The 20,605-nt window shown below is 67.6% G+C and carries 20 protein-coding genes and 1 tRNA gene; 9 read left to right on the top strand and 12 right to left on the bottom strand.

The annotated features are described in order from the left end of the window. Nucleotides 1-132: 132 nt before the first annotated feature. From clpA to DA69_RS02645, 3 genes are all read right to left on the bottom strand, one after another. Complete coding sequence (gene clpA, locus DA69_RS02655; RefSeq protein ID WP_025977591.1) at nucleotides 133-2,436, bottom strand: ATP-dependent Clp protease ATP-binding subunit ClpA; 2,304 nt, start codon at nucleotides 2,434-2,436, stop codon at nucleotides 133-135. A gap of 12 nt (nucleotides 2,437-2,448) precedes the next feature. After that, nucleotides 2,449-2,778: an ATP-dependent Clp protease adapter ClpS gene (gene clpS / locus DA69_RS02650; protein ID WP_003164443.1), complete on the bottom strand. Its 330-nt coding sequence runs from the start codon at nucleotides 2,776-2,778 to the stop codon at nucleotides 2,449-2,451. A gap of 170 nt (nucleotides 2,779-2,948) precedes the next feature. Beyond that, nucleotides 2,949-3,419 (bottom strand): phasin family protein, encoded by a 471-nt coding sequence (locus tag DA69_RS02645; RefSeq protein ID WP_025977592.1) that lies wholly within the window; start codon nucleotides 3,417-3,419, stop codon nucleotides 2,949-2,951. 270 nt (nucleotides 3,420-3,689) lie between these two features. Between DA69_RS02645 and DA69_RS02640 the strand changes: the two genes are divergently transcribed. Further along, complete coding sequence (locus tag DA69_RS02640) at nucleotides 3,690-5,093, top strand: D-alanyl-D-alanine carboxypeptidase (RefSeq protein WP_025977593.1); 1,404 nt, start codon at nucleotides 3,690-3,692, stop codon at nucleotides 5,091-5,093. 101 nt (nucleotides 5,094-5,194) lie between these two features. On the opposite strand, the gene DA69_RS02635 is transcribed toward DA69_RS02640, so the two are convergent. Next, a complete protein-coding gene (locus tag DA69_RS02635) occupies nucleotides 5,195-5,551 on the bottom strand; it encodes a phage holin family protein (protein WP_025977594.1) in 357 nt (118 codons plus the stop codon). Between the two features lie 113 nt (nucleotides 5,552-5,664). On the opposite strand from DA69_RS02635, the gene DA69_RS02630 reads away from it, so the two are divergent. After that, nucleotides 5,665-6,102, top strand: a complete 438-nt coding sequence (locus DA69_RS02630) for an HIT family protein (protein WP_025977595.1) — start codon at nucleotides 5,665-5,667, stop codon at nucleotides 6,100-6,102. A 7-nt stretch (nucleotides 6,103-6,109) separates the two neighbouring features. Here the strand turns inward: DA69_RS02630 and DA69_RS02625 are convergent, their stop codons facing one another. Then, nucleotides 6,110-6,460, bottom strand: coding sequence for a DMT family protein (locus DA69_RS02625; RefSeq protein WP_025977596.1), 351 nt, complete (start codon nucleotides 6,458-6,460; stop codon nucleotides 6,110-6,112). Between the two features lie 51 nt (nucleotides 6,461-6,511). Here DA69_RS02625 and DA69_RS02620 point away from each other — a divergent pair. The 3 genes from DA69_RS02620 to DA69_RS02610 all read left to right on the top strand — a co-directional run bounded on the left by DA69_RS02620 (nucleotide 6,512) and on the right by DA69_RS02610 (nucleotide 7,841). Next, nucleotides 6,512-6,587: transfer RNA gene (locus DA69_RS02620), tRNA-Thr, on the top strand. 17 nt (nucleotides 6,588-6,604) lie between these two features. Continuing rightward, nucleotides 6,605-7,231 (top strand): TetR/AcrR family transcriptional regulator, encoded by a 627-nt coding sequence (locus DA69_RS02615; protein WP_025977597.1) that lies wholly within the window; start codon nucleotides 6,605-6,607, stop codon nucleotides 7,229-7,231. Between the two features lie 82 nt (nucleotides 7,232-7,313). Next, nucleotides 7,314-7,841 carry a c-type cytochrome gene (locus DA69_RS02610; protein ID WP_029972571.1) on the top strand — a complete coding sequence of 176 codons (528 nt, stop codon included), beginning with the start codon at nucleotides 7,314-7,316 and terminating at the stop codon, nucleotides 7,839-7,841. A gap of 79 nt (nucleotides 7,842-7,920) precedes the next feature. Here the strand turns inward: DA69_RS02610 and DA69_RS02605 are convergent, their stop codons facing one another. From DA69_RS02605 to DA69_RS02590, 4 genes are all read right to left on the bottom strand, one after another. After that, the gene (locus DA69_RS02605; protein ID WP_035302429.1) at nucleotides 7,921-11,157 is read right to left on the bottom strand and encodes an efflux RND transporter permease subunit; all 3,237 of its coding nucleotides are present in this window, start codon (nucleotides 11,155-11,157) and stop codon (nucleotides 7,921-7,923) included. Further along, nucleotides 11,157-12,302, bottom strand: a complete 1,146-nt coding sequence (locus DA69_RS02600) for an efflux RND transporter periplasmic adaptor subunit (RefSeq protein ID WP_025977600.1) — start codon at nucleotides 12,300-12,302, stop codon at nucleotides 11,157-11,159. The genes DA69_RS02605 and DA69_RS02600 overlap by 1 nt, the downstream gene beginning before the upstream one ends. A gap of 110 nt (nucleotides 12,303-12,412) precedes the next feature. Beyond that, nucleotides 12,413-13,201, bottom strand: a complete 789-nt coding sequence (locus DA69_RS02595) for a hypothetical protein (protein WP_025977601.1) — start codon at nucleotides 13,199-13,201, stop codon at nucleotides 12,413-12,415. Next, the gene (locus DA69_RS02590) at nucleotides 13,198-13,968 is read right to left on the bottom strand and encodes a class II aldolase/adducin family protein (protein ID WP_025977602.1); all 771 of its coding nucleotides are present in this window, start codon (nucleotides 13,966-13,968) and stop codon (nucleotides 13,198-13,200) included. The genes DA69_RS02595 and DA69_RS02590 overlap by 4 nt, the downstream gene beginning before the upstream one ends. A gap of 160 nt (nucleotides 13,969-14,128) precedes the next feature. Here DA69_RS02590 and DA69_RS02585 point away from each other — a divergent pair, with 160 nt between their 5' ends. Genes DA69_RS02585 through DA69_RS02575 form a run of 3 tightly spaced genes read left to right on the top strand, consistent with a single transcriptional unit; the run spans nucleotide 14,129 to nucleotide 16,580 of the window. Next, nucleotides 14,129-15,232 carry a DUF2336 domain-containing protein gene (locus DA69_RS02585; RefSeq protein WP_025977603.1) on the top strand — a complete coding sequence of 368 codons (1,104 nt, stop codon included), beginning with the start codon at nucleotides 14,129-14,131 and terminating at the stop codon, nucleotides 15,230-15,232. Nucleotides 15,233-15,263: 31 nt separating this feature from the next. After that, entirely contained in the window at nucleotides 15,264-16,043 is a 780-nt protein-coding gene (locus tag DA69_RS02580; RefSeq protein WP_025977604.1) for an NAD kinase, read from the top strand. 60 nt (nucleotides 16,044-16,103) lie between these two features. After that, entirely contained in the window at nucleotides 16,104-16,580 is a 477-nt protein-coding gene (locus DA69_RS02575; RefSeq protein WP_025977605.1) for an Hpt domain-containing protein, read from the top strand. A 51-nt stretch (nucleotides 16,581-16,631) separates the two neighbouring features. On the opposite strand, the gene DA69_RS02570 is transcribed toward DA69_RS02575, so the two are convergent. Beyond that, nucleotides 16,632-17,771, bottom strand: coding sequence for a DUF2336 domain-containing protein (locus tag DA69_RS02570; protein ID WP_025977606.1), 1,140 nt, complete (start codon nucleotides 17,769-17,771; stop codon nucleotides 16,632-16,634). A gap of 90 nt (nucleotides 17,772-17,861) precedes the next feature. After that, entirely contained in the window at nucleotides 17,862-18,659 is a 798-nt protein-coding gene (locus tag DA69_RS02565; protein WP_025977607.1) for a transglycosylase SLT domain-containing protein, read from the bottom strand. Between the two features lie 150 nt (nucleotides 18,660-18,809). Between DA69_RS02565 and DA69_RS02560 the strand changes: the two genes are divergently transcribed. Beyond that, nucleotides 18,810-19,550: a TonB family protein gene (locus tag DA69_RS02560; RefSeq protein WP_025977608.1), complete on the top strand. Its 741-nt coding sequence runs from the start codon at nucleotides 18,810-18,812 to the stop codon at nucleotides 19,548-19,550. Here the strand turns inward: DA69_RS02560 and DA69_RS02555 are convergent. Further along, complete coding sequence (locus DA69_RS02555) at nucleotides 19,547-20,569, bottom strand: NAD(P)/FAD-dependent oxidoreductase (RefSeq protein ID WP_235599196.1); 1,023 nt, start codon at nucleotides 20,567-20,569, stop codon at nucleotides 19,547-19,549. The genes DA69_RS02560 and DA69_RS02555 overlap by 4 nt on opposite strands. Nucleotides 20,570-20,605: the final 36 nt, after the last annotated feature.

Raw genomic sequence — 20,605 nt, 5'->3', positions numbered from 1 at the left:
CTCGCAACCCCTTTTGCGTCGCGAGACCCCTCATCCAGGCCCGGACGGGCCGTGTTCTCCCTCCAGGGGAGAAGGACAGAAAAAAGGCCCAGGCGTTATGCCCGGGCCTTTCTCTTTTGCGCCTGATCGAGATCAGGCCGTTTCTTCTTCCGCTTCCTTCACCGCCGCGCCCTTGGCCGGGGTGATGTCGAAGGCGATCTTGCCGTCCTTCAGCTCGACCTTGACGTGGCCGCCGCGGGTCAAGCGGCCGAACAGGATGTCGTCGGCCAGCGGCTTCTTGATGTGCTCCTGGATGACGCGGGCCAGCGGACGCGCGCCATACAGTTCGTCGAAGCCGTTCTTGGCCAGCCAGTCGGCCGCCTCGTCGGTCAGTTCGATGGTGATGTTGCGGTCCGCCAGCTGGGCTTCCAGCTGCAGCACGAACTTGGTAACCACCGAGCGGATCGTCTCGGCGCCCAGCGGCTTGAAGGCCACGATGGCGTCCAGACGGTTGCGGAACTCAGGGGCGAACAGGCGCTGGATGGCCTTTTCGTCCTCGCCCTCGACCTTGCCCCGGCCGAAGCCGATGGCCGCGCGCGCGTTGTCGGCGGCGCCCGCGTTGGTCGTCATGATCAGGATGACGTTCCTGAAATCGACCTTCTTGCCCACCGCGTCGGTCAGCGTCCCGTTGTCCATCACCTGCAGCAGGATGTTGTAGACGTCGGGGTGCGCCTTCTCGATTTCGTCCAGCAGCACGACGGAGTGCGGATGCTGGTCGACGGCGTCGGTCAGCAGGCCGCCCTGGTCATGGCCGACATAGCCCGGAGGCGCGCCGATCAGGCGGCTGACCGTGTGGCGCTCCATGTATTCGGACATGTCGAAGCGCTGCATCTCGATGCCCAGGGTGGCGGCGAGCTGCTTGGCGACTTCGGTCTTGCCGACGCCGGTCGGACCGCTGAACAGGAAGGCGCCGATGGGCTTGTTCGGGTCGCGCAGACCCGCTCGCGCCAGCTTCATCGCCGACGACACCTGGTCAATCGCCTGCTCCTGACCGAAGACGGCGCGCTTCAGATCGGTCTCCAGCTCACGCAGGGATTCCGTGTCCGACTTCGACACCGACTTGGCCGGGATGCGGGCCATCTTGGCGATGACGGCCTCGACCTCCTTCTGGCCGATGACCTTCTTGCGCTTCGATTCCGGCAGCAGCATCTGCGACGCCCCCGCCTCGTCGATCACGTCGATGGCCTTGTCCGGCAACTTGCGGTCGGTGATGTAGCGCGCCGACAGATCGACCGCCGTGCGAATGGCCGAGTCGGTGAAACGCAGCTTGTGGTGCGTCTCATAGGTCGTCTTCAGGCCCTTGAGGATCTTCACCGTGTCCTCGATCGTCGGCTCATTGACGTCGATCTTCTGGAAGCGACGCACCAGGGCGCGGTCCTTCTCGAAGTGCTGGCGATATTCCTTGTAGGTGGTCGACCCCATGCAGCGCAGGCTGCCCGACGCCAGCGCCGGCTTCAGCAGGTTGGACGCATCCATCGCTCCGCCCGAGGTCGCGCCCGCGCCGATCACCGTGTGGATCTCGTCGATGAACAGGACCGCGTTGTCGTGGCTCTCCAGTTCCTTGACGACCTGCTTCAGCCGCTCCTCGAAGTCGCCGCGATAGCGGGTGCCCGCCAGCAGCGAGCCCATGTCGAGGCTGTAGATCGTCGCGTCCTTCAGGACTTCCGGCACCTCGCCGTTGACGATCTTGCGCGCCAGGCCTTCGGCGATGGCGGTCTTGCCGACGCCGGGGTCGCCGACCAACAGCGGGTTGTTCTTGGTGCGGCGGCACAGGATCTGAATCGAGCGCTCGACCTCGGCCTGACGCCCGATCAGCGGGTCGATCTTGCCGTTGCGGGCCTTCTCGTTCAGGTCGACGCAATAGGCCTCCAGCGCCTCGCCGCCCTGTTTGACGACCGAGCCGTCCTCGGCCTCTTCAGGACTGGCGCCGCGCACCGAGCGGGCTTCGCTGGCGCCGGCCTTCTTGGCGATGCCGTGGGCGATGAAGTTGACCGCGTCGTAGCGCGTCATGTCCTGCTCCTGCAGGAAATAGGCGGCGTGGCTTTCGCGCTCGGAGAAGATGGCGACCAGGACGTTGGCGCCGGTCACTTCCTCGCGGCCGGACGACTGGACATGGATGACCGCGCGCTGGATCACGCGCTGGAAGCCCGCCGTCGGCTTGGCGTCGTCGCCGTCGGCCGTGGCCAGGGCGGCCAGGTCCGTGTCGACATAGGAGCCGAGCGCAGCCTTCAGCGCGCCCAGATCGACGTTGCAGGCCGTCATCACGGCCGAGGCGTCCGGATCGTCGATCAGGGCCAGCAGCAGGTGTTCAAGCGTGGCGTATTCGTGCCGGCGCTCGTTGGCGTAGTGGACCGCGCGGTGCAGGGTCTCTTCGAGAGGACGGGAAAACGAAGGCATGGCAGGTTCCTCTCAGTCCTTTTCCATCGTGCATTGCAGGGGGTGCTGGTGGCGCCGCGCCGTCTCGACCACCTGGGCGACCTTGGTTTCGGCCACTTCGTAGGTGAAGACGCCGCAGACCCCGACGCCATGCTGGTGCACGTGCAGCATGATGCGGGTCGCGTCCTCGCGGCTCTTCTGGAAGAACCGCTCCAGCACGTAGATGACGAACTCCATGGGGGTGTAGTCGTCATTCAGGATCAGCACCCGATAAAGCGAGGGGCGCTGAAGTTTCGGCTTTGTCTCGGTGACGACGGCGGCGCCTGCGCCTCCGCCTTGTTCACCTGGCCGTCTGTTAGGCATTCGTGGTCCGTAATCGGGGAGTGTCGAGGATCAGATAGGGAATGATGGCCTGATTTGTAGAGGCGTCCAGCCCGCAGACGCTCACGCACGCCCAGTTGATAGCTAAACGTGAAAAAGCCCCGGCGTTTCCACCGGGGCCTTTCCGAAAGTCTGAGTTACGCAGGCGCGTCTTAGCGAGCGCCCTGGAACTGTTCGACAGCGGCCGAAACGCGCTCGTTGATCGGCTTGAAGCTGTCCTTGACCGAGGCGGTCATGGTCTCGGTCGCCTTGCCGAACTCGGCCAGATAGGCCTCGGCGGCGGACTTGGCCCAGTTGGTCTGCAGCTCAAACAGTTCCTGCATCGAACGGGCCTGCGAGAAGGACTGGGCGGCGGCGACGCCGTCTTCCCAGGTCTTCTTGCCGTAGGCCACGGCCTGTTGCGACAGGGCCTCGGCGCCCTTCTGGGCGGCGGCGGCGGATTCGACCACGGCTTCCAGGTTCTTCTTGCCGTGCGCATTCAGCTCGCTCAGCGAGGCGACGGACTTGTCCACGCCTTCGCGGAACGCCTGGGCGCCGGCGGCCTGGATGGATTCAGCCTGGGCCTTGGCCTTGGCGGTCGTTTGTTCGACGGTCTTCTTCACGGTCTCAGCGGCGTCAGCCATGGGGAGTCTCCTGAAGCGAAAGGTTTCTTGCGACAGGCGGAGCCCATCGCGACAACGGCGATATGGTGCACCTGCGAAAAGACTTCAAGTGAAAATTGTGCGCTGCACAATATTATCATTGATAACCTTCCCGCCGACTTCGCAGGAGCGATCACAAGTCTGTTGACGCGCCGTTAACCCTCTCGAAACCGGGCGAGCCGATGTTAGCGTTTGTAACGTGCGTGATCGCAGCCGTCTTCGCGCCACAGTGACGAGGCTAGTAGCTTGCCCATGAACGCCCTCTTCCGCCGTCGCTTCCTGGCCGCCCTGGTCCTGGGGGGCATCGTCCTGACGCCGACGGTCGGCGTCGCTCCTCCGGAAGCCCAGTCCTCGGACAGCCGATACGCGGCCATTGTGGTGGACGCCGCCTCGGGCGAGGTGATGTTCTCACGCTTTGCCGATGCTCGCCGGTATCCGGCCTCCATCACCAAGGTCATGACCCTGTATCTGGCGTTCGAGGCGCTGGAGTCGGGCAAGGTCAAGCTGGACGACAACCTGACCGTCTCGCCTCGGGCGGCCTCTCAGCCGCCGTCCAAGCTGGGCCTGGCGGCCGGTCAGACGATCAGCCTGGACGACGCCATGCGCGCCACCGCCGTCCGCAGCGCCAACGACATGGCCGTGGTGATCGCCGAACACATTGGCGGCTCCGAGGGCCGCTTCACCCAGATGATGACGGAGAAGGCGCGCGAGCTGGGGATGGAGCACACCCGCTTCACCACCGCCAACGGCCTGCCCGACACGCGCCAGGCGACCACGGCGCGCGACCTGTCGATCCTCAGCCGCGCGGTGATGCGCGACTATCCGCAATACTATCGCTACCTCGGCCTGCACGACTGGTTCTACAAAGGCCGCGACTACCGCAACACCAATGGCCTGCTGGCCACCGGGCGCGGCTATGACGGCATCAAGACCGGCTTCACCAACGCCTCGGGCTATAATCTGGCGGCGTCTTCGGTGCGCGACGGCAAGCGGCTGATCACCATCGTCATGGGCGGGCGCTCGACGGCCAGCCGCAACGCTCACGTTGCTGAGCTGATGGATACCGGCTTCGAGGTCCAGCGTCGCCGCAGTCAGGGCGAGACCATCCAACTGGCTCAGGCCTTCTTCGAACAGCGCGGCTATGGGATCAGCAGCGAGCCTGCCGCCACGGTCGCCTACGCCTCCCTATCCGACGAGGACGGCGAAGGCGTCAGCGGCTCGACCGAAGTGGCCTACGTCTCCGGCCCGCCGCCGCGCAGCCTGCCGACCGAGGTGACGCCGCCGCCGTCGGCTCGCCGCGCCGAGAACCGCCCGCCTGAAAACCTCACCGCCGCGCTGAACGGCGGATCGGCTGCGACGTCGGCGGCCCCTGCCCGTGCGACCCGCAACACCCCCGCGCGCGCCGCCGCCCCGGCGCCGACGGGTCGCTGGACCGTCCAGGTCGGCGCCTTCCGCGAAGAAGCCGTGGCCCGCGACTGGCTGAACAACATCAGCCGCCGCTTCTCCGGCCAATTCTCGAACGCCCAGCGTGACGTGCAGACGGCCAACGGCTGGTATCGCTCGCGCTTCACCGGCATGACCCAGCAGGCGGCCGAGGCGGCGTGCGAAGCCCTATCGGAACGCCGGGTCACCTGCATGGTGGTGCGTCCCAGCTAAGGCGGTGCTTCCCGGCGCCCCGGCCTTGTCCTGAATGAGCGTGGACGAGGCTGGTCGGATGCTGTCGCGAGCGCCGGGACGGCGGCCTTCAGGAGAGATCGTCAGGCCCGATCAGCCATGCCGCCGAACAGGGCGCCGGCGATCCAGCTGACTACGCCGGTGACGATGGCCGCCCCGATCCCCGCCCACAGACCGTCGACGACAAAGCCGCCCAGGAACATGGCCGTCAGCCCGATCATGGCCGCGTTCACCACCAGCAGAAACAGGCCGAAGGTGACGATGGTCAGCGGCAAAGTCAGGATCACCATCAACGGCCGCACGAAGGCGTTGACCAGGCCCAGAATGATCGCCGCCGCGACCAGCGAGCCGGTCGAGGTGAACTCTACTCCCGGCACCAGCTTGGCCGAAGCCCACAGGCCGATCGCCGTAACCACGGCCTGAACGATGAAACCCAGCATGACGCCTCCGTCGGTTGAACCTTGACCATATAAGCGCATATCGCGGCGTTCCGCTCCGTGCGTCGGGCCGGATCGCCTGCTAGGCTGGCCGCCCTATCCCGAAGGAGACTTCCATGAGCCTTCACGGCGCCTACGACCCGGACAACATCTTCGCCAAGATCCTGCGCGGCGACATGCCCAGCGTGAAGGTGTGGGAGGACGACGACGTCCTGGCCTTCATGGACGTGTTCCCCCAGTCCGAGGGCCACGTCCTGATCGTGTCCAAGACCTCGACCGCCCGCAACATCCTGGAGATCGAACCCGAGGCGCTGGCCAAGCTGACGGCCGCCGTGCAGCGCACCGCCCGCGCGGTCGAGAAGGCGCTGAAGCCCGAAGGCCTCAGCCTGATGCAGTTCAACGGCGACGCAGGCGGCCAGACAGTGTTCCACCTGCATTTCCACATCGTGCCGCGCTGGTCCGACCGCCCGATGAAAGGCCATGGCCACGCCCCGATGGCCGACGCCGAAGAGCTGAAAATCCTGGCCCGGAAGATCGCCGCCGCGCTCGACTGAGCGTCTCCTACAGCGGCCCTTTGAAGATGAAGAAGGCCCCGCCGGCGATCAGGGCGAAGCCGATCAGGTGATTGACCGTCAGCTTCTCGCCCAGATAGAGCACCGAGAAGATCGCGAAGACCAGCAGGGTGATCACCTCCTGCATGGTCTTCAACTCGGCCGCCGAATAGACCTGATGGCCGATGCGGTTGGCGGGCACGGCCAGCCAGTATTCGAAGAAGGCGATGCCCCAGCTGATCAGGACCACGATCCACAGCGGCTTGGCCCCGAATTTAAGATGGCCGTACCAGGCGAAGGTCATGAAGACGTTCGACAGGGCCAGCATGACGATGGGCGCGAGATAGGGCAGCGTGGGCATTCGATCAGTGTGCTTGCGTCAAAGAGATTCCGCCAGCATAAGGCGGGCCACGCCGGTTTAGCTCAGCTGGTAGAGCAGCGGTTTTGTAAACCGAAGGTCGCGGGTTCGATTCCTGCAACCGGCACCACTCTCGCGGCCTCCCCCATGTCCGAGACGACCAATAAACTGGGTCACAGGATCCGAACGCGCGGCGCGCGCACCCGCCGCGCCCTGCTGGACGCCCTGCGCGCCCTGCTGAACACCAAACATCTGGGCGAGATTCGCGCCGCCGACGTGGCCATGGCGGCGGGCGTATCGGCGCCGACCTTCTACACCTACTTCGCCTCGGTCGAGGAAGGCCTGCAACTGCTGTGCGAAGAGGCGGGCGAGGACTTTCAGCGGCTGGCCGCCCACATCCACGCGGACTGGTCGGGCGACCGGGCGTTCGAGGCCGCGCGGGCGTATGTGCTGGAGGTGCTGAACCTCTGGAACGACCACGGGCCGGTGCTGCGCGTCGAACAGATGCTGGCCGACATGGGCGAGCCCGCCTTCGCCGAAAGCCGTATCCGGCGCCTGCGGCGCCTTCACCTGGCGCTGGAGCGCCGCATCGCCCAGGCCCACGCGAACGGCCTGCACCCCCAAGGCCTGAATCCCCGGCTGGCCTCCTATGAGACCGCGAACCTGGTGGAGTCCGTCGCCGCCGGTTTCGACCTGATGCGCCGCGCCGACACGCCCGAAGCCATCATCGAAACCACCGCCCATGTCGTTGTGAAGCTGACCACCGGGCGCTGACGCCCCTGGCTGGCTTGGACAAGCTGTCCATTGCGGCGGCGCCTTCCTGGGGTAAGCATGATCGTTGGCTTAGGAGTGCGTCATGTCCCGTCTTTCGTCCTTCCCCTGGATGCGCAACATCGCGGCCCCAGCTGTCGCCCTGAGCGCCGCGCTGACGCTGGCCGCCTGCGGCCCGAACGACGCCGCGCCCGCCGACAGCGCGCCACAAGCGCCCAAGGCGCCGTCGCCCAGCGAAGCCGAAAAGCTGGCCCTGCTCGCCGCCCTGCCCGCGCCGTACAACGAGGCCGACCTGGACAACGGCCGCCGCGCCTTCGCGCGCTGCCGGTCGTGCCACACCATCACGCCGGGCGGGCCGAACATGACGGGGCCGAACCTCTATGGCGTGTTCGGCAGCAAGGCCGGCGCCAAGGAAAAATACAGCTATTCCCACGCCATGCGCACGGCGGCCTTCACCTGGGACGCCGAGACGTTGGACCACTGGCTGCAGAACCCCCGCACCTTCCTGCCCGGCAACAAGATGAGCTTCGCCGGCCTGCCCGACGCCACGGACCGCCGCGACGTCATCGCCTTCCTGAAGGTCGAGACGGGGTTCAAACCCCAGGCCGAGTGAGCCGAGACAGCCAGACAAGCAAAAGGGCGGCGGACCATGGAGATCCGCCGCCCTTCGCATATGCAAGGACCAGAGCGGTCTATTCCGCCGGGCTCATGTCCGGCTGGACGCCCTGGCGCTTCTCTTGCGCTTCCCACTCCTCGATCTTGCGGGCGGTGTATTCCGGCGACTTGGTGAAGCGCGCCAGCACGCCGTAGATCACCGGCACCACGAACAGGGTCAGCACCGTGGCGAACATGGCGCCGGTGAAGATCACCACGCCGATGGTCTGACGACTGCCCGCCCCCGCGCCTTGCCACAGCACCAGCGGGAGGGCGCCGAAGGCGGTGGCGATCGAGGTCATGATGATCGGGCGCAGACGCAAGCTGGAGGACTCGATGATGGCCTCGCGGATGCTCCGGCCCTGGTCGCGCAGTTGGTTGGCGAACTCCACGATCAGGATGCCGTTCTTGGCCGCGACGCCGATCAGGATGATCAGGCCGATCTGGCTGTAGATGTTCAGGCTGGAGCCCGCCATCAGCAGGCCGAACAGCCCGCCCGCCGCCGCCAGCGGCACCGTCAGCATGATGACCGCCGGGGTGATCCAGCTCTCGAACTGGGCCGCCAGGACCAGGAAGACCAGCAGCAGAGCCAGGGCGAAGGCCCAGCCCACGGCGCTGCCCGCCTCCTGCTGGTCGCGGGCGGCGCCGCCCCAGCGGATATTGGTCACGCCCTGCGGCTGTTTGGCGGCCTCGGCCATCAGGAACTGGACGGCGTCGTCGATGGTGGTGCCGGGGTTCAGGTCGGCCTGCAGGGTGATGGCGCGCTGGCGATCGAGACGGCGACGATCCGGCGTGTCGCCCGAGGTCTTGGTGGTGACCACCGCCGACAGCGGCACCAGCTGCGCCGTGCCGGTCGAGACATAGAGCGCCTCAAGGTCCGAAACCTCGCGGCGGCTGTCGCGGTCGGTCTGCAGGATGACGTCATATTCCTGGCCGCCCTTGATGTAGGTGGTGGCGCGGCGCGAACCGAACATGGTCTCCAGCGTGCGGCCGATCTGCTGTGACGAGACGCCGAGCGCCGCCGCCTTCTGCGGATCGACATCGACCAGCAGGCGCGGCGCGTTCGGCTCATAGTTCAGGCGCGGACGCGAGAAGCCGGGGTTGTCCTGCGCCGCCGCCAGAATGGGCTGCAGCCAGTTATAGATGGCGGAATACTCCGACCCCGTGACGATCATGTCGATCGAGTTGGAGTTGCCCCCGCCGCGCTGGAAGGCGCCGGGCGTCGAGGCGTTGACCTGTGCGCCGGTCTGATTGCGCAGCTTGCCGTTCAGCTCCTGTGCGATCTCGTCCGCCGAGCGGTCGCGCTCGGACCAGTCAGCCAGGTTCAGCACGGCGCTGCCCGAACTGAAGCCAGAGCCGCCGAACCCTGGCGAGGAAATCATGTAGTTGGCCGCCTCGCCGTTCTCGCGATACTCGGCCAGCAGGGGCTCGAGCCCCAGCATGATCTCGCGCGTATAGTCAAAGCCCGTGCCTTCCGGCCCTGCAATCCGCACGGTGACGCGGCCGCGGTCCTCGTTCGGCACCAGTTCGTTGGGCAGATGCAGGAAGATGCCGGTCGCGCCCGCCGCCACCAGGACGATCAAAGCGGCCACCCCGCCGACAGCGACCCGGCGGCCCAGTAAGGCGTCCAGCGAAGCGGCGTAGGACCGCTTCAGCGCTTCCATGCCTGCATCCACGCGTCGCGCGACCCAGCCGCCGGTCTGCGCCGGCTTCAGGATTTTTGACGCCAGCATCGGCGACAGACTCAGCGCCAGGAAGGCCGAGAAGGCCACGGCCGCCGCAATCGCCGCCGCCAGCTCGACGAACAGCCGTCCGACGTAGCCCGGGAGGAACAGAAGAGGCGCGAACACGGACAGCAGGACGACGGTCGTCGCCACCACGGCGAAGAAGACCTGGCGCGCCCCGCGCTCAGCCGCGACCAGCGGCGGCTCGCCGCCGTCAAGGCGGCGCTGAATGTTCTCGACCACGACGATGGCGTCGTCGACGACCAGGCCGATCGCCAGCACCAGAGCCAACAGGGTCAGCAGGTTCAGCGAGAAGCCCAGCGGCGCCAGGACGATGAAGGTCGCCAGCAGGCAGATGGGCGCTACGACCGACGGAATGATCGCGGCGCGCAGGCTGCCCAGGAAGATGAAGTTGACCAGAGCCACCAGGGCCATGGAGATGCCGATCGTCACCCACACCTCGTCGATGGCGTGGGAGGTGAAGACCGAGTTGTCCGAACCGATCTCCAGCGTCGTGCCCGGCGGCAGGCTGGGGCCCACCTCCTCCATCAGCTTACGCACGCCTTCAGAAATCTGCAGGTCGTTGGACTGGGCCTGACGGGTGATGGCCAGGCCGATCTGGTCGATGCCGTTGCCGCGGAACAGGCGGCGCGCTTCGGCGGGCGCTTCCTCGATACGGGCGATGTCGCCCAGCCGGGTGACATAGGCGGCGTTGCCGATCAGGGCGCCGGTGACGCCATTGGTCATGGCCGCCGACGCCGCGCCCAGCGTACCGGACGCCTGCGCGCCGGTGGCGGTCGAGGCAGAGCCGCGCGTGCCGATCGGCAGTTGAGCGAAATCCGCCGGGTCGGCGTAGTTGCGCGCCACGCGGACGGTATAGTCCTTCTGCGCCGACTCCAGCGAGCCGGCGGGCAGTTCGACGTTCTGGTTGTTGAGGGCGGTCTCGACGTCGGTGACGGTCAGGCCGCGCGCGGCCATCGCCCCGGCGTCCAGCCAGATGCGCATGGCGTAGCGCTGCTCGCCGAAGATATTGACCTGGGCCACGCCCGGCACGGTGGCGAAGCGGTCAACCAGATAGCGGCGGGCGTAATCGGTCAGCTCCAGACGATCCATCGTCGTGGAGCGCAGGAACATGATCAGGATGGGCTGGCTGTCGGAGTCGGCCTTGGCCACCTCGGGCGGATCCGCCTGGTCCGGCAGACGGCCCAGCACGCGCGAGATGCGGTCGCGCACGTCGTTGGCCGCATCGTCGATGTTGCGATCCAGCGAAAACTCGATGTTGACGTTGGACCGGCCGTCGCGACTGGTCGAGTTGATACGCTGGACGCCTTGGATCCCGGCGATCTGCTGCTCGATCGGCTCGGTGATCCGACTTTCGATCACCTCGGCGGAGGCCCCGGCGTAGCCGGTGCTGACCGAAACGATCGGCGGGTCCACGTCCGGCAGTTCGCGCACCGGCAGGAAGAAGAAGGCCGCCAGGCCGATGACGCACAGGACGATCGCCGCCACCGCCGCAAAGACGGGGCGCCGAACCGAAACATCGGACAGCATCATGGGCGGGCCGCCTGCGTCGCGCGGGCGCCGCCCTTGCTCGGAGCACGCCCTTGAGCGGCTTCACCCTCGACGGTGACAGGAGCGCCGGGCTGAATGCGGTTCAGGCCCGAGGCGACGATGTGGTCGTTGTTGGCCAGCCCCGAAACAATCTCGACATAGCCGCCCTCGACGGCGCCCGTCTGGACCTCGACCCGCTGGGCGGTAGAGCCCTTTTCGCCGCGCGCGATGCGATAGACGAAGGCGCCCTGCCCCTCATACTGAACGGCGGCCTCAGGCACGGCCAGGCTCTGGCGGCGGCCCTGCTGAACGGCGACGCGCATCATCATGCCGGGGCGGATGCGATTGCCAGGATTGGTGAATTCAGCGCGGGCGATGATCGCGCGGGTCTGTTCGTTGACGCGCGTGTCCAACAAGGCGATGCGCCCGTTGAACTCTTCGCCAGGGAAGGCGTCCGTCGTCGCCGTCAGCGGCGCACCCACCGGCAGCACGCCCAGATAGCGCTCCGGCAGCGGGAAATCGACGCGCACGCCGCTGATGTCGTCCAGAGTGGTGATGACCGAACCCGGCGAGATCAGGGTCCCCGGCGTCACCGAGGTCAGCCCCAGCACGCCGGCGAAAGGCGCGCGCAGGATCCGGTCGCCGCGACGGGCTTCCGCCGCCGCCACGGCGGCCTGCGCCGTCTTCAGAGCCGTTTCCGCCGTCTCGGCCATGACGCGCGGCGCTACGCCGCGCTCGGCAAGAATGCGGTAGCGGTCGTACTCGCGCTGGGCGTTCTCCAGCTGGGCCCGGGTGCGGATCAGGTCTGCGTCTTCCTCACGCGCCTGCAACTCGACCAGGGGCGTGCCCGCCGCCACGGCCTGCCCATCAGAGAACATGACCTGGGTCACCAACTGGGTGGTGTTGGAGGTGATGTTGACCGAGCGACGCCCCCGCGCCACGCCCAGAACGCGAATCTGGTCCGCAAACTCACGACGTTGGGCCACGACCTCGGCGACCACCTGGCCGCGCCCGGCGCCCGGCCCGCGCGGACCCTTGCGATCGCCTGCGCCGCCGTCGCTGAAGGCGATCTTCAAGACCGCCGCGACGATCATCAGCCCCAACAGACAGGCCGCGCCGATAATGAAAAAATGGCGTTTGAACACGCGACGCAGTCTCCCCGACAACAAGCGCTATCGCTTAACGGGTCATCGCCGTTACGCAAATAACGTATCTGTAACGAGGGTCCTCTCTGATTCCGTCGCGTAAATTTGCTTCAAAAGCGTCGCCAAATTCCGATAACGGGTCCCTGCCCCGCAGGAGTTTCGCGCCCTGCGACCGCCGTTCGCCAGCCGGCCTGCAGGCCCCAGTCGCCGAGTCGTCGCACGACTGATGTTTCCAGCGAAAGCCAGCGCGGCCCGTCTTTATCCGCCGCTCCGGCATAGGCCTGGCCCAGCAGCAGCCAGTCCGGCGCGAGATACAGGCCCGCCGTCAGGTCCAGCCGCGTCTCGTCATTCAGCCCCGCGCGCAATAGCCTCGCCGCCTGCGCCTCGATGAAGCCGCCCTGCCCGTCGGCGCCCAGGCTGCGCCCCGCCATCACCCGCGCCTCCCAGTCGTGATCGCCGGCGCCGGGCGGCGCATAGCCGGCGTTGCGCCCCTCGCCGCCCTGAGCGTAGCCGACATAGACGGCGGCGGCGTTGCGCGTATCGCGATAGGCCTGCCAGCGCACGCCGATCTCAATCGGGCCGCGTCCCTGATAGTCGACGAAGGCGTCGCGCCCCTGTTGCCACTCGCCCTTCATCTGCAGGGTGAAGCGGTCGTCCAGCCCATACTCGGCAAAGATGGAGAGCGAGCGGTCCAGCCGGTCGTGCGACAGGTCAACCCGTTCGCCATCGGAGGTGAAGGCCTGGTCCGCGCGGATGGTCTCATATTTGACGATCGCCTGCCCTTCGCCCTTGGGCAGGTTCCAGGCGCCCGCATGGGCCGGGCAGCCGACAGCGATGCACGCCAGACCGGCCAGAAGGCCGATCGGGCTGCGCCTTGATCCGCCCCCCAGCGGCCTCACGCGTCGTAGCCGGGCGATTTTCGCTGGAGCTGACGCAGAGCGCCGGGCCAGGCCAGGGACGAGACGAAGCCGATGCCGCGTCCCTGTTCCTTGGTCTCGGCCTGAGCCGCGTCCGGGGCGATCAGGACATTGTCGCGCCCGGCCGACAGGGCGGCGACCTGCTGGGCGCAGGCGCGTTCCAGGAAGAAGATGCCGACCCAGGCCTGCGCCGCCGTGTTGCCGACCGCCATCGTGCCGTGATTGCGCAGCAGCATCAGCGACCGGTCGCCCAGGTCCGCGACCAGACGCTCGCGCTCGTCATGGTTCAGCGCCAGACCTTCATAGCCGTGGTAGGCGACCTGATGCTGCAACAGGCAGGCGTTCTGGCTGATGGGCAGCAGGCCGTCCTTCTGGGCCGCCACCCCGACGCCGTTCACCGTGTGCAGGTGGATGACGAAATGCGCGTCCTCGCGCGCCGCATGGACGGCCGAGTGGATGGTGAAACCCGCCGGATTGATGAAGCTGTCGGTCTCTTGGACAATGTTGCCGTCCAGATCGACCTTTACCAACGACGACGCTGTAATCTCGTCGAAATACCAGCCGTAGGGGTTGATCAGAAAATGCGTCTCGGGCCCCGGGACGCGGGCCGAGATGTGGGTGAAGATCATGTCGTCCCACCCGTGCAACGCCACCAGCCGATAAAGGGCCGCCAGTTCGACGCGCGTGCGCCATTCGTCTTCCGAAACCCGCCCCTGCAACGAGGGCGCCCCGCTTATCCCATCCGCCATGACCACTCCCCTGATCAGCGTTCAGGTGAACGTCCCCCCGGCAGGCGTCGGCGTCAAGACGCAAGGCCGCGCTTTCCCAAGACTTCGTTAACCCTGTTTTCACAGCCCCGCCTCAAGGTGCCTTCGCCTCAGGGGCAGGCAGTTCTTCCGCGAGGGCGACGTGGAACCCACCAATGTGACGCGCAACGGACCGCAGACGCACGGCGCCCTGCCTCTGAACAGTCTTGAACAACTGGTCGACCTGGCGAAGGGACAGCCGCCGGAGCGTCAGCACGGCCTGCTGATCGGCGTGGCGGATCTGTATCGCTCGACAGGAGGGCGCGATCGCGCGCCCCAGGCGCTCGGCGACGCCTTCATCGCTCTTGTCCGCGTGGTTGAGGCGGATATTCGCCAGGCCCTGTCGGAACGACTGGCGGATGCGGATTGGGTTCCCGTCGCCCTGGTGCGGATGCTGGCCGCCGACGCCATAGAAATCGCCCGCCCGGTCATCGCGGCCAGCCCCCTGCTGCAGGACGACGACCTTTTGACCCTGCTGGCCGAGGCGTCGCTGGATCACCGCATCCAGGTCGCGTTGAGACCCGGCCTCGGCGCCGCCGTCGCCCGCGCCATCATCAGCGCCGACGATCCGACCGTGCTGACGGCCCTGGCCTCGAACCGCACGGCGGCCCTGGGCGCCGAAGGCATGAGCCGACTGGTCAGCCGGTCGCGGGAACTGGCCGCCCTGCGCGCGCCCCTCGCCCGCCACCCGCAGATGACGCCTGAACTGGGCGCGCGCCTGTATCAGTGGGTGGGCGAGGCCCTGCGCCAGGCCATCATGGACCGCTTCACCCTCGATCCAGCGCGGCTGGCCGAGGCGGCGCACGCCGCCGCACAGGAAACCGCGCCCGCCGATGTCGCCGCCGCCCGCCTGACGGCCAAGCTTCAGGCCTCGGACCAGCTTCGGCCCGCCACCCTGATCCGGGCCCTGCGCGAAGACCGACTGGAGGTCTTCATCCACGCCCTGAGCCGCCTGGCCCGGCTGGATCTGGATCAGGTGCGTCGCGCCTTGCGGGCCGACACCGCCCGCCCGCTGTTTCTGGCCTGCACCGCTGCGGGCCTCGATCGCGCGGCCTTCCCTGCAGTCCTGAACGAGGTGCGGCGGATGAACAACGGCTTCCCGCACGATCCGGACGGCGGCGACTGGCGCCTGGCGCATCGTTCGGCGGCGCAGGCGGCCTATGAATTCCAGTTGCTGATGGCGCCTGAAGACAGTCATCCCGTTTGACAGGCGGCCCCGGCTCCGCTTGCCTAGGCTGGTGAGCCAGCCCTTCCGCCCCACCGCCGTCACCTTCCTCGCCAGCGACCGGCCCGAGGCCGAAGAAGCGCGCCTGCGGCTGACCGAACGATATGGCTCCGTTCCCGTCGCCGAGGCTGAGGTGATCGTGGCCCTGGGCGGCGACGGCTTCATGCTGGAAACCCTGCACAACAACCTGCAATTGCAGACGCCGGTTTACGGTATGAACCGCGGCTCGGTCGGCTTCCTGATGAACGACTATGAGGAAGACGACCTGCTGGATCGCCTTATCCAGGCGGATCGCACCGTCCTGCATCCGCTGCAGATGGACGCCTGGACCGAGAGCGGTCAGGTCCACAGCGGCCTGGCGATCAATGAGGTCTCCCTGCTGCGCCAGACCCGCCAGAGCGCCAAGCTGCGCATCAGCATCAACGACAAGGTGCGGTTGGAAGAACTGACCTGCGACGGCTGTCTGGTGGCGACGCCGGCGGGATCGACCGCCTATAATCTATCGGCGCACGGGCCGATCATTCCCCTCGATGCGCCCAGCCTGGCTCTGACCCCGATCAGCGCCTTCAGGCCCCGACGCTGGCGCGGGGCGCTGCTGTCGCACACGGCCCGCGTCCGCTTCGAGGTGCTGGAGGCCGACAAGCGCCCCGTCAGCGCCACCGCCGACAACTTCGAAGTGCGGCGCGTCACGCGCGTCGAGGTGCGCGAACGTCGCGACATCGCCCTGACCATGCTGTTTGACGCCGGCCGGTCCTATGAGGAGCGCGTGATGGCCGAGCAGTTCGCCTCCTGAACGTCACGATTTTTTAGAACTCTCGCGGCAGATTGGATTTTATAGTTCAGGAGTCCGCCCGTGAGCAATTCGTCCAACGTCTTTCGCCCGCCCAACGCCCTGCGCGCCAAGGTGGGCGGCGGCTTCGGGGGTATTGACGCCAACGCCATCGCCAAGGCCGAAGAGGCGCTGAAGGCGATGTCGTCCCAGTTCGGCCAGTGGCTGCAGGACGAGCTCGCGAAGCTGGATCAGGCCCAGGCCGACATCCGCGCCAAGGGCTATACGGCCGAAACGGCCGAGGCGCTGTATTTCCGCGCTCATGACCTCAAGGGACTGGGCGCGACCTACCAATATCCGTTGGTGACGCGCATCGCCGGCTCCCTGTGCCGGATACTGGACCACGCGGACAAGCGGCTGCAGGCGCCCCTGCCCCTCGTTGACGCCCATATCGACGCCATCAAGGCCGTGGTGCGCGATGAGATTCAAACCGACGAACACCCGGTGGGACGCGATCTGGCCGAGACGCTGGAAGCGCGGGTGGCCGAGCATCTCGGCTGAGATCTTAGTCTCGTAGATAACGAAGGGGCGTTCGGTCGGACGCCCCTTTTTCTATGCCGCGCCGGCCGCTGCCTGCATCTCGGGCGCCGGGCGATCCAGACGCTCCATCAGATAGGCCAGGTCTTCGCGCGCGGCGTCGGGGCGCTGGCTGAGGAAGCGTTCCAGCATACGCTGACGGAAGCGCTCGCCAGAGGTGTCGCCGCCCTCGGCCTGAAGCGCGCGCCAGGTGTCCACGCCCGCGCGGAACGCCTGGAACAGTCGCGGCGGCATCCCCGCCCGGTCATAAAGGGCCTTGAACCCCAGCGGCCCCGCATCGTGCACCATTAGCCAGGCGCGGTGATGCGGCGTGCCGGCCAGTTCGGCCAGGGCGTGCTCGAGCAAACTCATCTGGCCGCGCGCCAGCGCCCTCAGCAGCAACGACGGCGTCAGCGCCTTGCGTCCATACAGGCGTGCGACGAAGGCGGGCAGGTCGGTCGCCGTCCGCGCCTGATCGATCAGGTCCACGGTCGCCCGCTCCCGCGCGAAATCGGCGAACCGAATGGCGGTTTCAGGCGCCAGGGCGTGGCGGGTGATCAGATGCTCGCGCGCGGCGTCGGCGGCGAGTTCCACCAAACGCTGGGTCACCGACAGCGGCAGAACCTGGCGATAGGCCAGAGCCGATACGATCTCCGGCGCATGACCGAAGCGATCGACCACTACGCCCAGCGCTTCCTCGGACAGGTCGGCGTTGTCGTTGGCCGCCAGGGCCAGCACCGCCTCCTGCCGCCCCTCGGCGGCCAGGACGGTCGCCACATCGCGCGGCACCTTTGGACGGGAGGCCACGGCGGCCTGACGCAGCGCGCACCCGGCGCGGACGATCTCGATCAGATCATCGTCGGAAAAGACAGGCGAGCAGTTGATGACCGGCAGGGCCACGCTGTCCACATCGGCCGCCAGGCGGCGCGCCACGTCGCGCGGCATCAGGCTGGAGGCCTTCAGCGTCACCGCCAGGGCGCGGCGCACCAGTTCAGCCGCATCGACGGCCAGCACTGTGAGAATCTTCTGCGCCGCGGCCCGTTCGGCCTCGTCCAGCGTCATGCGATCGATGCTGCGCAACAGCTTGTGCGCCGCCGCCGCCCGTTCGTCCTCGACGTCGGACTTGATCAGGCGCCGGATGTCGCTTTCCGTCAGGCGGGCCCGGTAGGCGGTCATGGATGAGGCTCAGGGCGGCGAAGAATCAATCGTCACCCATAGCGTTACATAGTTAAAGCCTCGTTAGGAATAACGGCCGAACAAAGGTCTTCAGACCGACCTGTCCGGCGGCGGTCCATAGGCGCCGCCGAAGCCGCCACCCGTCCCCTGCCCGTCCTGACCCAGCAGCAGGGCCAGCAGGCCTTGATCCTGCTTCAGACGATCCAGGCGCGCGGCCAGCGCGCGCTCCTTGTCGCCCAGTTCGGGTCCAGCCTTGACGGCGCCGACGCCTGCGGCAGGCGCGACCTCGCCCGCCGTGCGCTGCAGATTGGCGTGCACCTCGGCCACCGATACGGCCCGACCGTTGCGGTAGAAAATCGAGCGGTTGGCCGAGGCGGCTTCCGGGAACAGGGCCGCGGCGCTGGACTGGGGCCGCGTCTGCATGGCCTCCATCAGCTTGGCCGCGCCCGCCGGGCCGAGGAAATGCGCGGCGTAAAGCTCGCCCCCGTTCGGCTCGCGTCCCGTGCGGCCGCGCAGATAGGCGGCGTTGGAGGCGGTCAATTCGCCGGCCATGGTCGAGGCGGCGTGGGGGTCGAAGCGCAGGTCCAGCACGACATTGCGGGCCGAGCCCCGCACCTGCCAACGCCCGTCGCCGCCCTGATAGATCAGGTCCGCATACTGGCCGTAGCCATGCTTGGCGCCGTGCCGCTTCACCGTGCCCAGCCAGGTCTGCTCGATGAACTGAAACAGGCCAGAGGCCGAAGACGTCGGCGCCCGCGCATTGGGGTTCATCGCGCTTTCGCGACGCGCGGTCTTCATCAGAAAGTCGAAGTCCACGCCGGTCGAGGTCGAGGCGCGCCGAATGGCCGCCTCCACGCCGCCGGATGATGGAATCGCTTTCACGCTCATGTGTGAACGGTCGCTAACCTAGGTAAACCAAACCTTAACGCAGCAGCGTCGCCATTAACAATTCGAAGCGCCACAATAAGGCCGCAAGCCAAGCGCGAACTTCGTTCCGTGGGGCGCTGGGGAGGGCCCGCGACAGGAGGCGCGTAAGTCATGATGATGCGTATCGCGGGCGGCCACGGCGTGGTCAGCCCCCTCGACTTCCAACAACGCAGCAAGCCGCTGTCCCCCTTGATGTGGGCGATGATCGGCGCGTCGGCCCTGGTCCACGTGGGCGCCGGCGTCTGGCTGTATCAGCAACGGTTTGAAATGGCCGAAGCCCCGCCCGCGCCGGCAGAGCCGCCGCCCACCATCATCGATCTGATCCGTCCGCCTTTGCCGCCCAAACCGGAAACACCGCCCCAGGCCTCGCCCGCGCCGACGCCGCCGATCCACCGGCCGACGCAGGTCACGCCCAGCGATGTCGCGCCCCTGGAGGTCCCGGTCGCCCCGGTCGTCAGCCCTGAAGCCGGGCCGGCCATCAACATCACCGCGCCTGCGGCCGAACCTTCGACCGGCACGGCGGCCACGCCCGAACCGCCCAAGCCCGCGCCGGTCATCACCCAGCCTGACTGGGTGCGAAAGCCGACGGCGGAGCAGTTGATGCGCGCCTATCCGTCCGCCGCCGAGGCGCGCGGCATCGGCGGGGTGGCGGAACTGTCCTGTCTGGTGCGCGTGGACGGCAGCCTGACCGGCTGTTCGGTCACGTCAGAGACGCCCGGCGATCAGGGGTTCGGCCGGGCGGCGCTCAGCCTGAGCCGCTACTTCCGCCTCAGCCCGCGCACGGTGGACGGACAGGCTGTGGACGGCGCCCGCGTCACCATGGCCATCCGCTTCGACCCGCCCAAAGACTAAAGAAACCGCGAGGGATGGAGGGTCGGCTCGCCGACGGGCCGACCCTCTGTCGCATCGGCGATGACGGCGCCGACCAGCGGCCCCAGCAGCCAACCGTTGCGTCGCGGCCCCAGCGCGACATACAGGCCGGGCGCGACCTGCCCCGCCATCGGCAGGCCGTCCGGCGTCGTCCCCCGCACCCCTGCGCGCCAGTGGATCGTCAGCGGGCGCGGCGTCTGCCCCAGCACCTGCCATGCCGCAGCCAGCATGGCTTCGCAGCGCGCGGCGTCGGGGGTCAGGGACCGCTCGCCCGGCTCCATCGTCGCCCCGATCACGCTGCCCTCGCCCATAGGCGCGACATAGGCGCCCGGCCCGCGCACCACGTGGTCGACCAGAGCCTCCGAAACCAGGCCGATCTGGCCGCGAACAGGCGTGACGAGCGCCACGAGCGCCTGCGCCTCGGACGGCAGGCCCGCCAGCGCCGGTTCGGCCCCGGTCGCCAACACCAGATGATCGGCGCGGAAGGCGCCCGCCGGGGTTTCGACGCGCCAGCCTTTGTCGTCTCGCGCCACGCGCTGCGCCGGCGCCTCGATCAGGGTCAGCCCCTGCGCCAGGGCGGCCAGGGCCTGAGGGGGATCGACCTTGGCGTCCTCATGCGTGGTCAGGCGCGCATAGGCTTCGTCGTAGTCATGCTGAAAACCCAGCGCCGCCATCCGCGCCGCCAGTTCGGCGACGTTCCCGCCGCGCCATTCAGCCACATCGCCATACAGCCGCACGCCGGTCGCCTTGGCGAAGGTTGGCCAAAGGTCGCGCGCTCGCCGCAGCACCTGCGCCGTTTCCGGCGACAGATCGTCGATGGCGCATTCCATCGCGGGCGCGATCATGCCCGCCGCCACCGCCGAGGCGTTGACGCCGCCGGGGTCGACCACCGCCACGCGGCGTCCGCGTCGCCTTAGCTCCGCCGCCACGCACAGGCCCAGAGCGCCCGCGCCAATGACCACGGCGTCGAAGGAAGGTTCGGGAGAATTAGAAAGGGGCACGGGATGTCCTTCGACCTCCCGCGCCCCGATTTCAAC

This window comes from Brevundimonas naejangsanensis, assembly GCF_000635915.2.
In the GTDB taxonomy this organism is placed as follows: domain Bacteria; phylum Pseudomonadota; class Alphaproteobacteria; order Caulobacterales; family Caulobacteraceae; genus Brevundimonas; species Brevundimonas sanguinis.
Note: the sequence above shows the minus strand (reverse complement) of the source record. Positions and strands in the feature narration are given on the sequence as shown.

Excerpts from the sequence above, each read along its gene's own strand:
- DA69_RS02605 (WP_035302429.1), bottom strand. The coding sequence starts at position 11,157 with ATGCTGTCCGATGTTTCGGTTCGGCGCCCCGTCTTTGCGGCGGTGGCG.
- DA69_RS02640 (WP_025977593.1), top strand. The coding sequence starts at position 3,690 with ATGAACGCCCTCTTCCGCCGTCGCTTCCTGGCCGCCCTGGTCCTGGGG.
- DA69_RS02630 (WP_025977595.1), top strand. The coding sequence starts at position 5,665 with ATGAGCCTTCACGGCGCCTACGACCCGGACAACATCTTCGCCAAGATC.
- DA69_RS02615 (WP_025977597.1), top strand. The coding sequence starts at position 6,605 with ATGTCCGAGACGACCAATAAACTGGGTCACAGGATCCGAACGCGCGGC.
- DA69_RS02635 (WP_025977594.1), bottom strand. The coding sequence starts at position 5,551 with ATGCTGGGTTTCATCGTTCAGGCCGTGGTTACGGCGATCGGCCTGTGG.
- DA69_RS02570 (WP_025977606.1), bottom strand. The coding sequence starts at position 17,771 with ATGACCGCCTACCGGGCCCGCCTGACGGAAAGCGACATCCGGCGCCTG.
- DA69_RS02560 (WP_025977608.1), top strand. The coding sequence starts at position 18,810 with ATGATGATGCGTATCGCGGGCGGCCACGGCGTGGTCAGCCCCCTCGAC.
- clpS (WP_003164443.1), bottom strand. The coding sequence starts at position 2,778 with ATGCCTAACAGACGGCCAGGTGAACAAGGCGGAGGCGCAGGCGCCGCC.
- DA69_RS02610 (WP_029972571.1), top strand. The coding sequence starts at position 7,314 with ATGTCCCGTCTTTCGTCCTTCCCCTGGATGCGCAACATCGCGGCCCCA.
- DA69_RS02645 (WP_025977592.1), bottom strand. The coding sequence starts at position 3,419 with ATGGCTGACGCCGCTGAGACCGTGAAGAAGACCGTCGAACAAACGACC.
- clpA (WP_025977591.1), bottom strand. The coding sequence starts at position 2,436 with ATGCCTTCGTTTTCCCGTCCTCTCGAAGAGACCCTGCACCGCGCGGTC.
- DA69_RS02625 (WP_025977596.1), bottom strand. The coding sequence starts at position 6,460 with ATGCCCACGCTGCCCTATCTCGCGCCCATCGTCATGCTGGCCCTGTCG.
- DA69_RS02565 (WP_025977607.1), bottom strand. The coding sequence starts at position 18,659 with ATGAGCGTGAAAGCGATTCCATCATCCGGCGGCGTGGAGGCGGCCATT.
- DA69_RS02590 (WP_025977602.1), bottom strand. The coding sequence starts at position 13,968 with ATGGCGGATGGGATAAGCGGGGCGCCCTCGTTGCAGGGGCGGGTTTCG.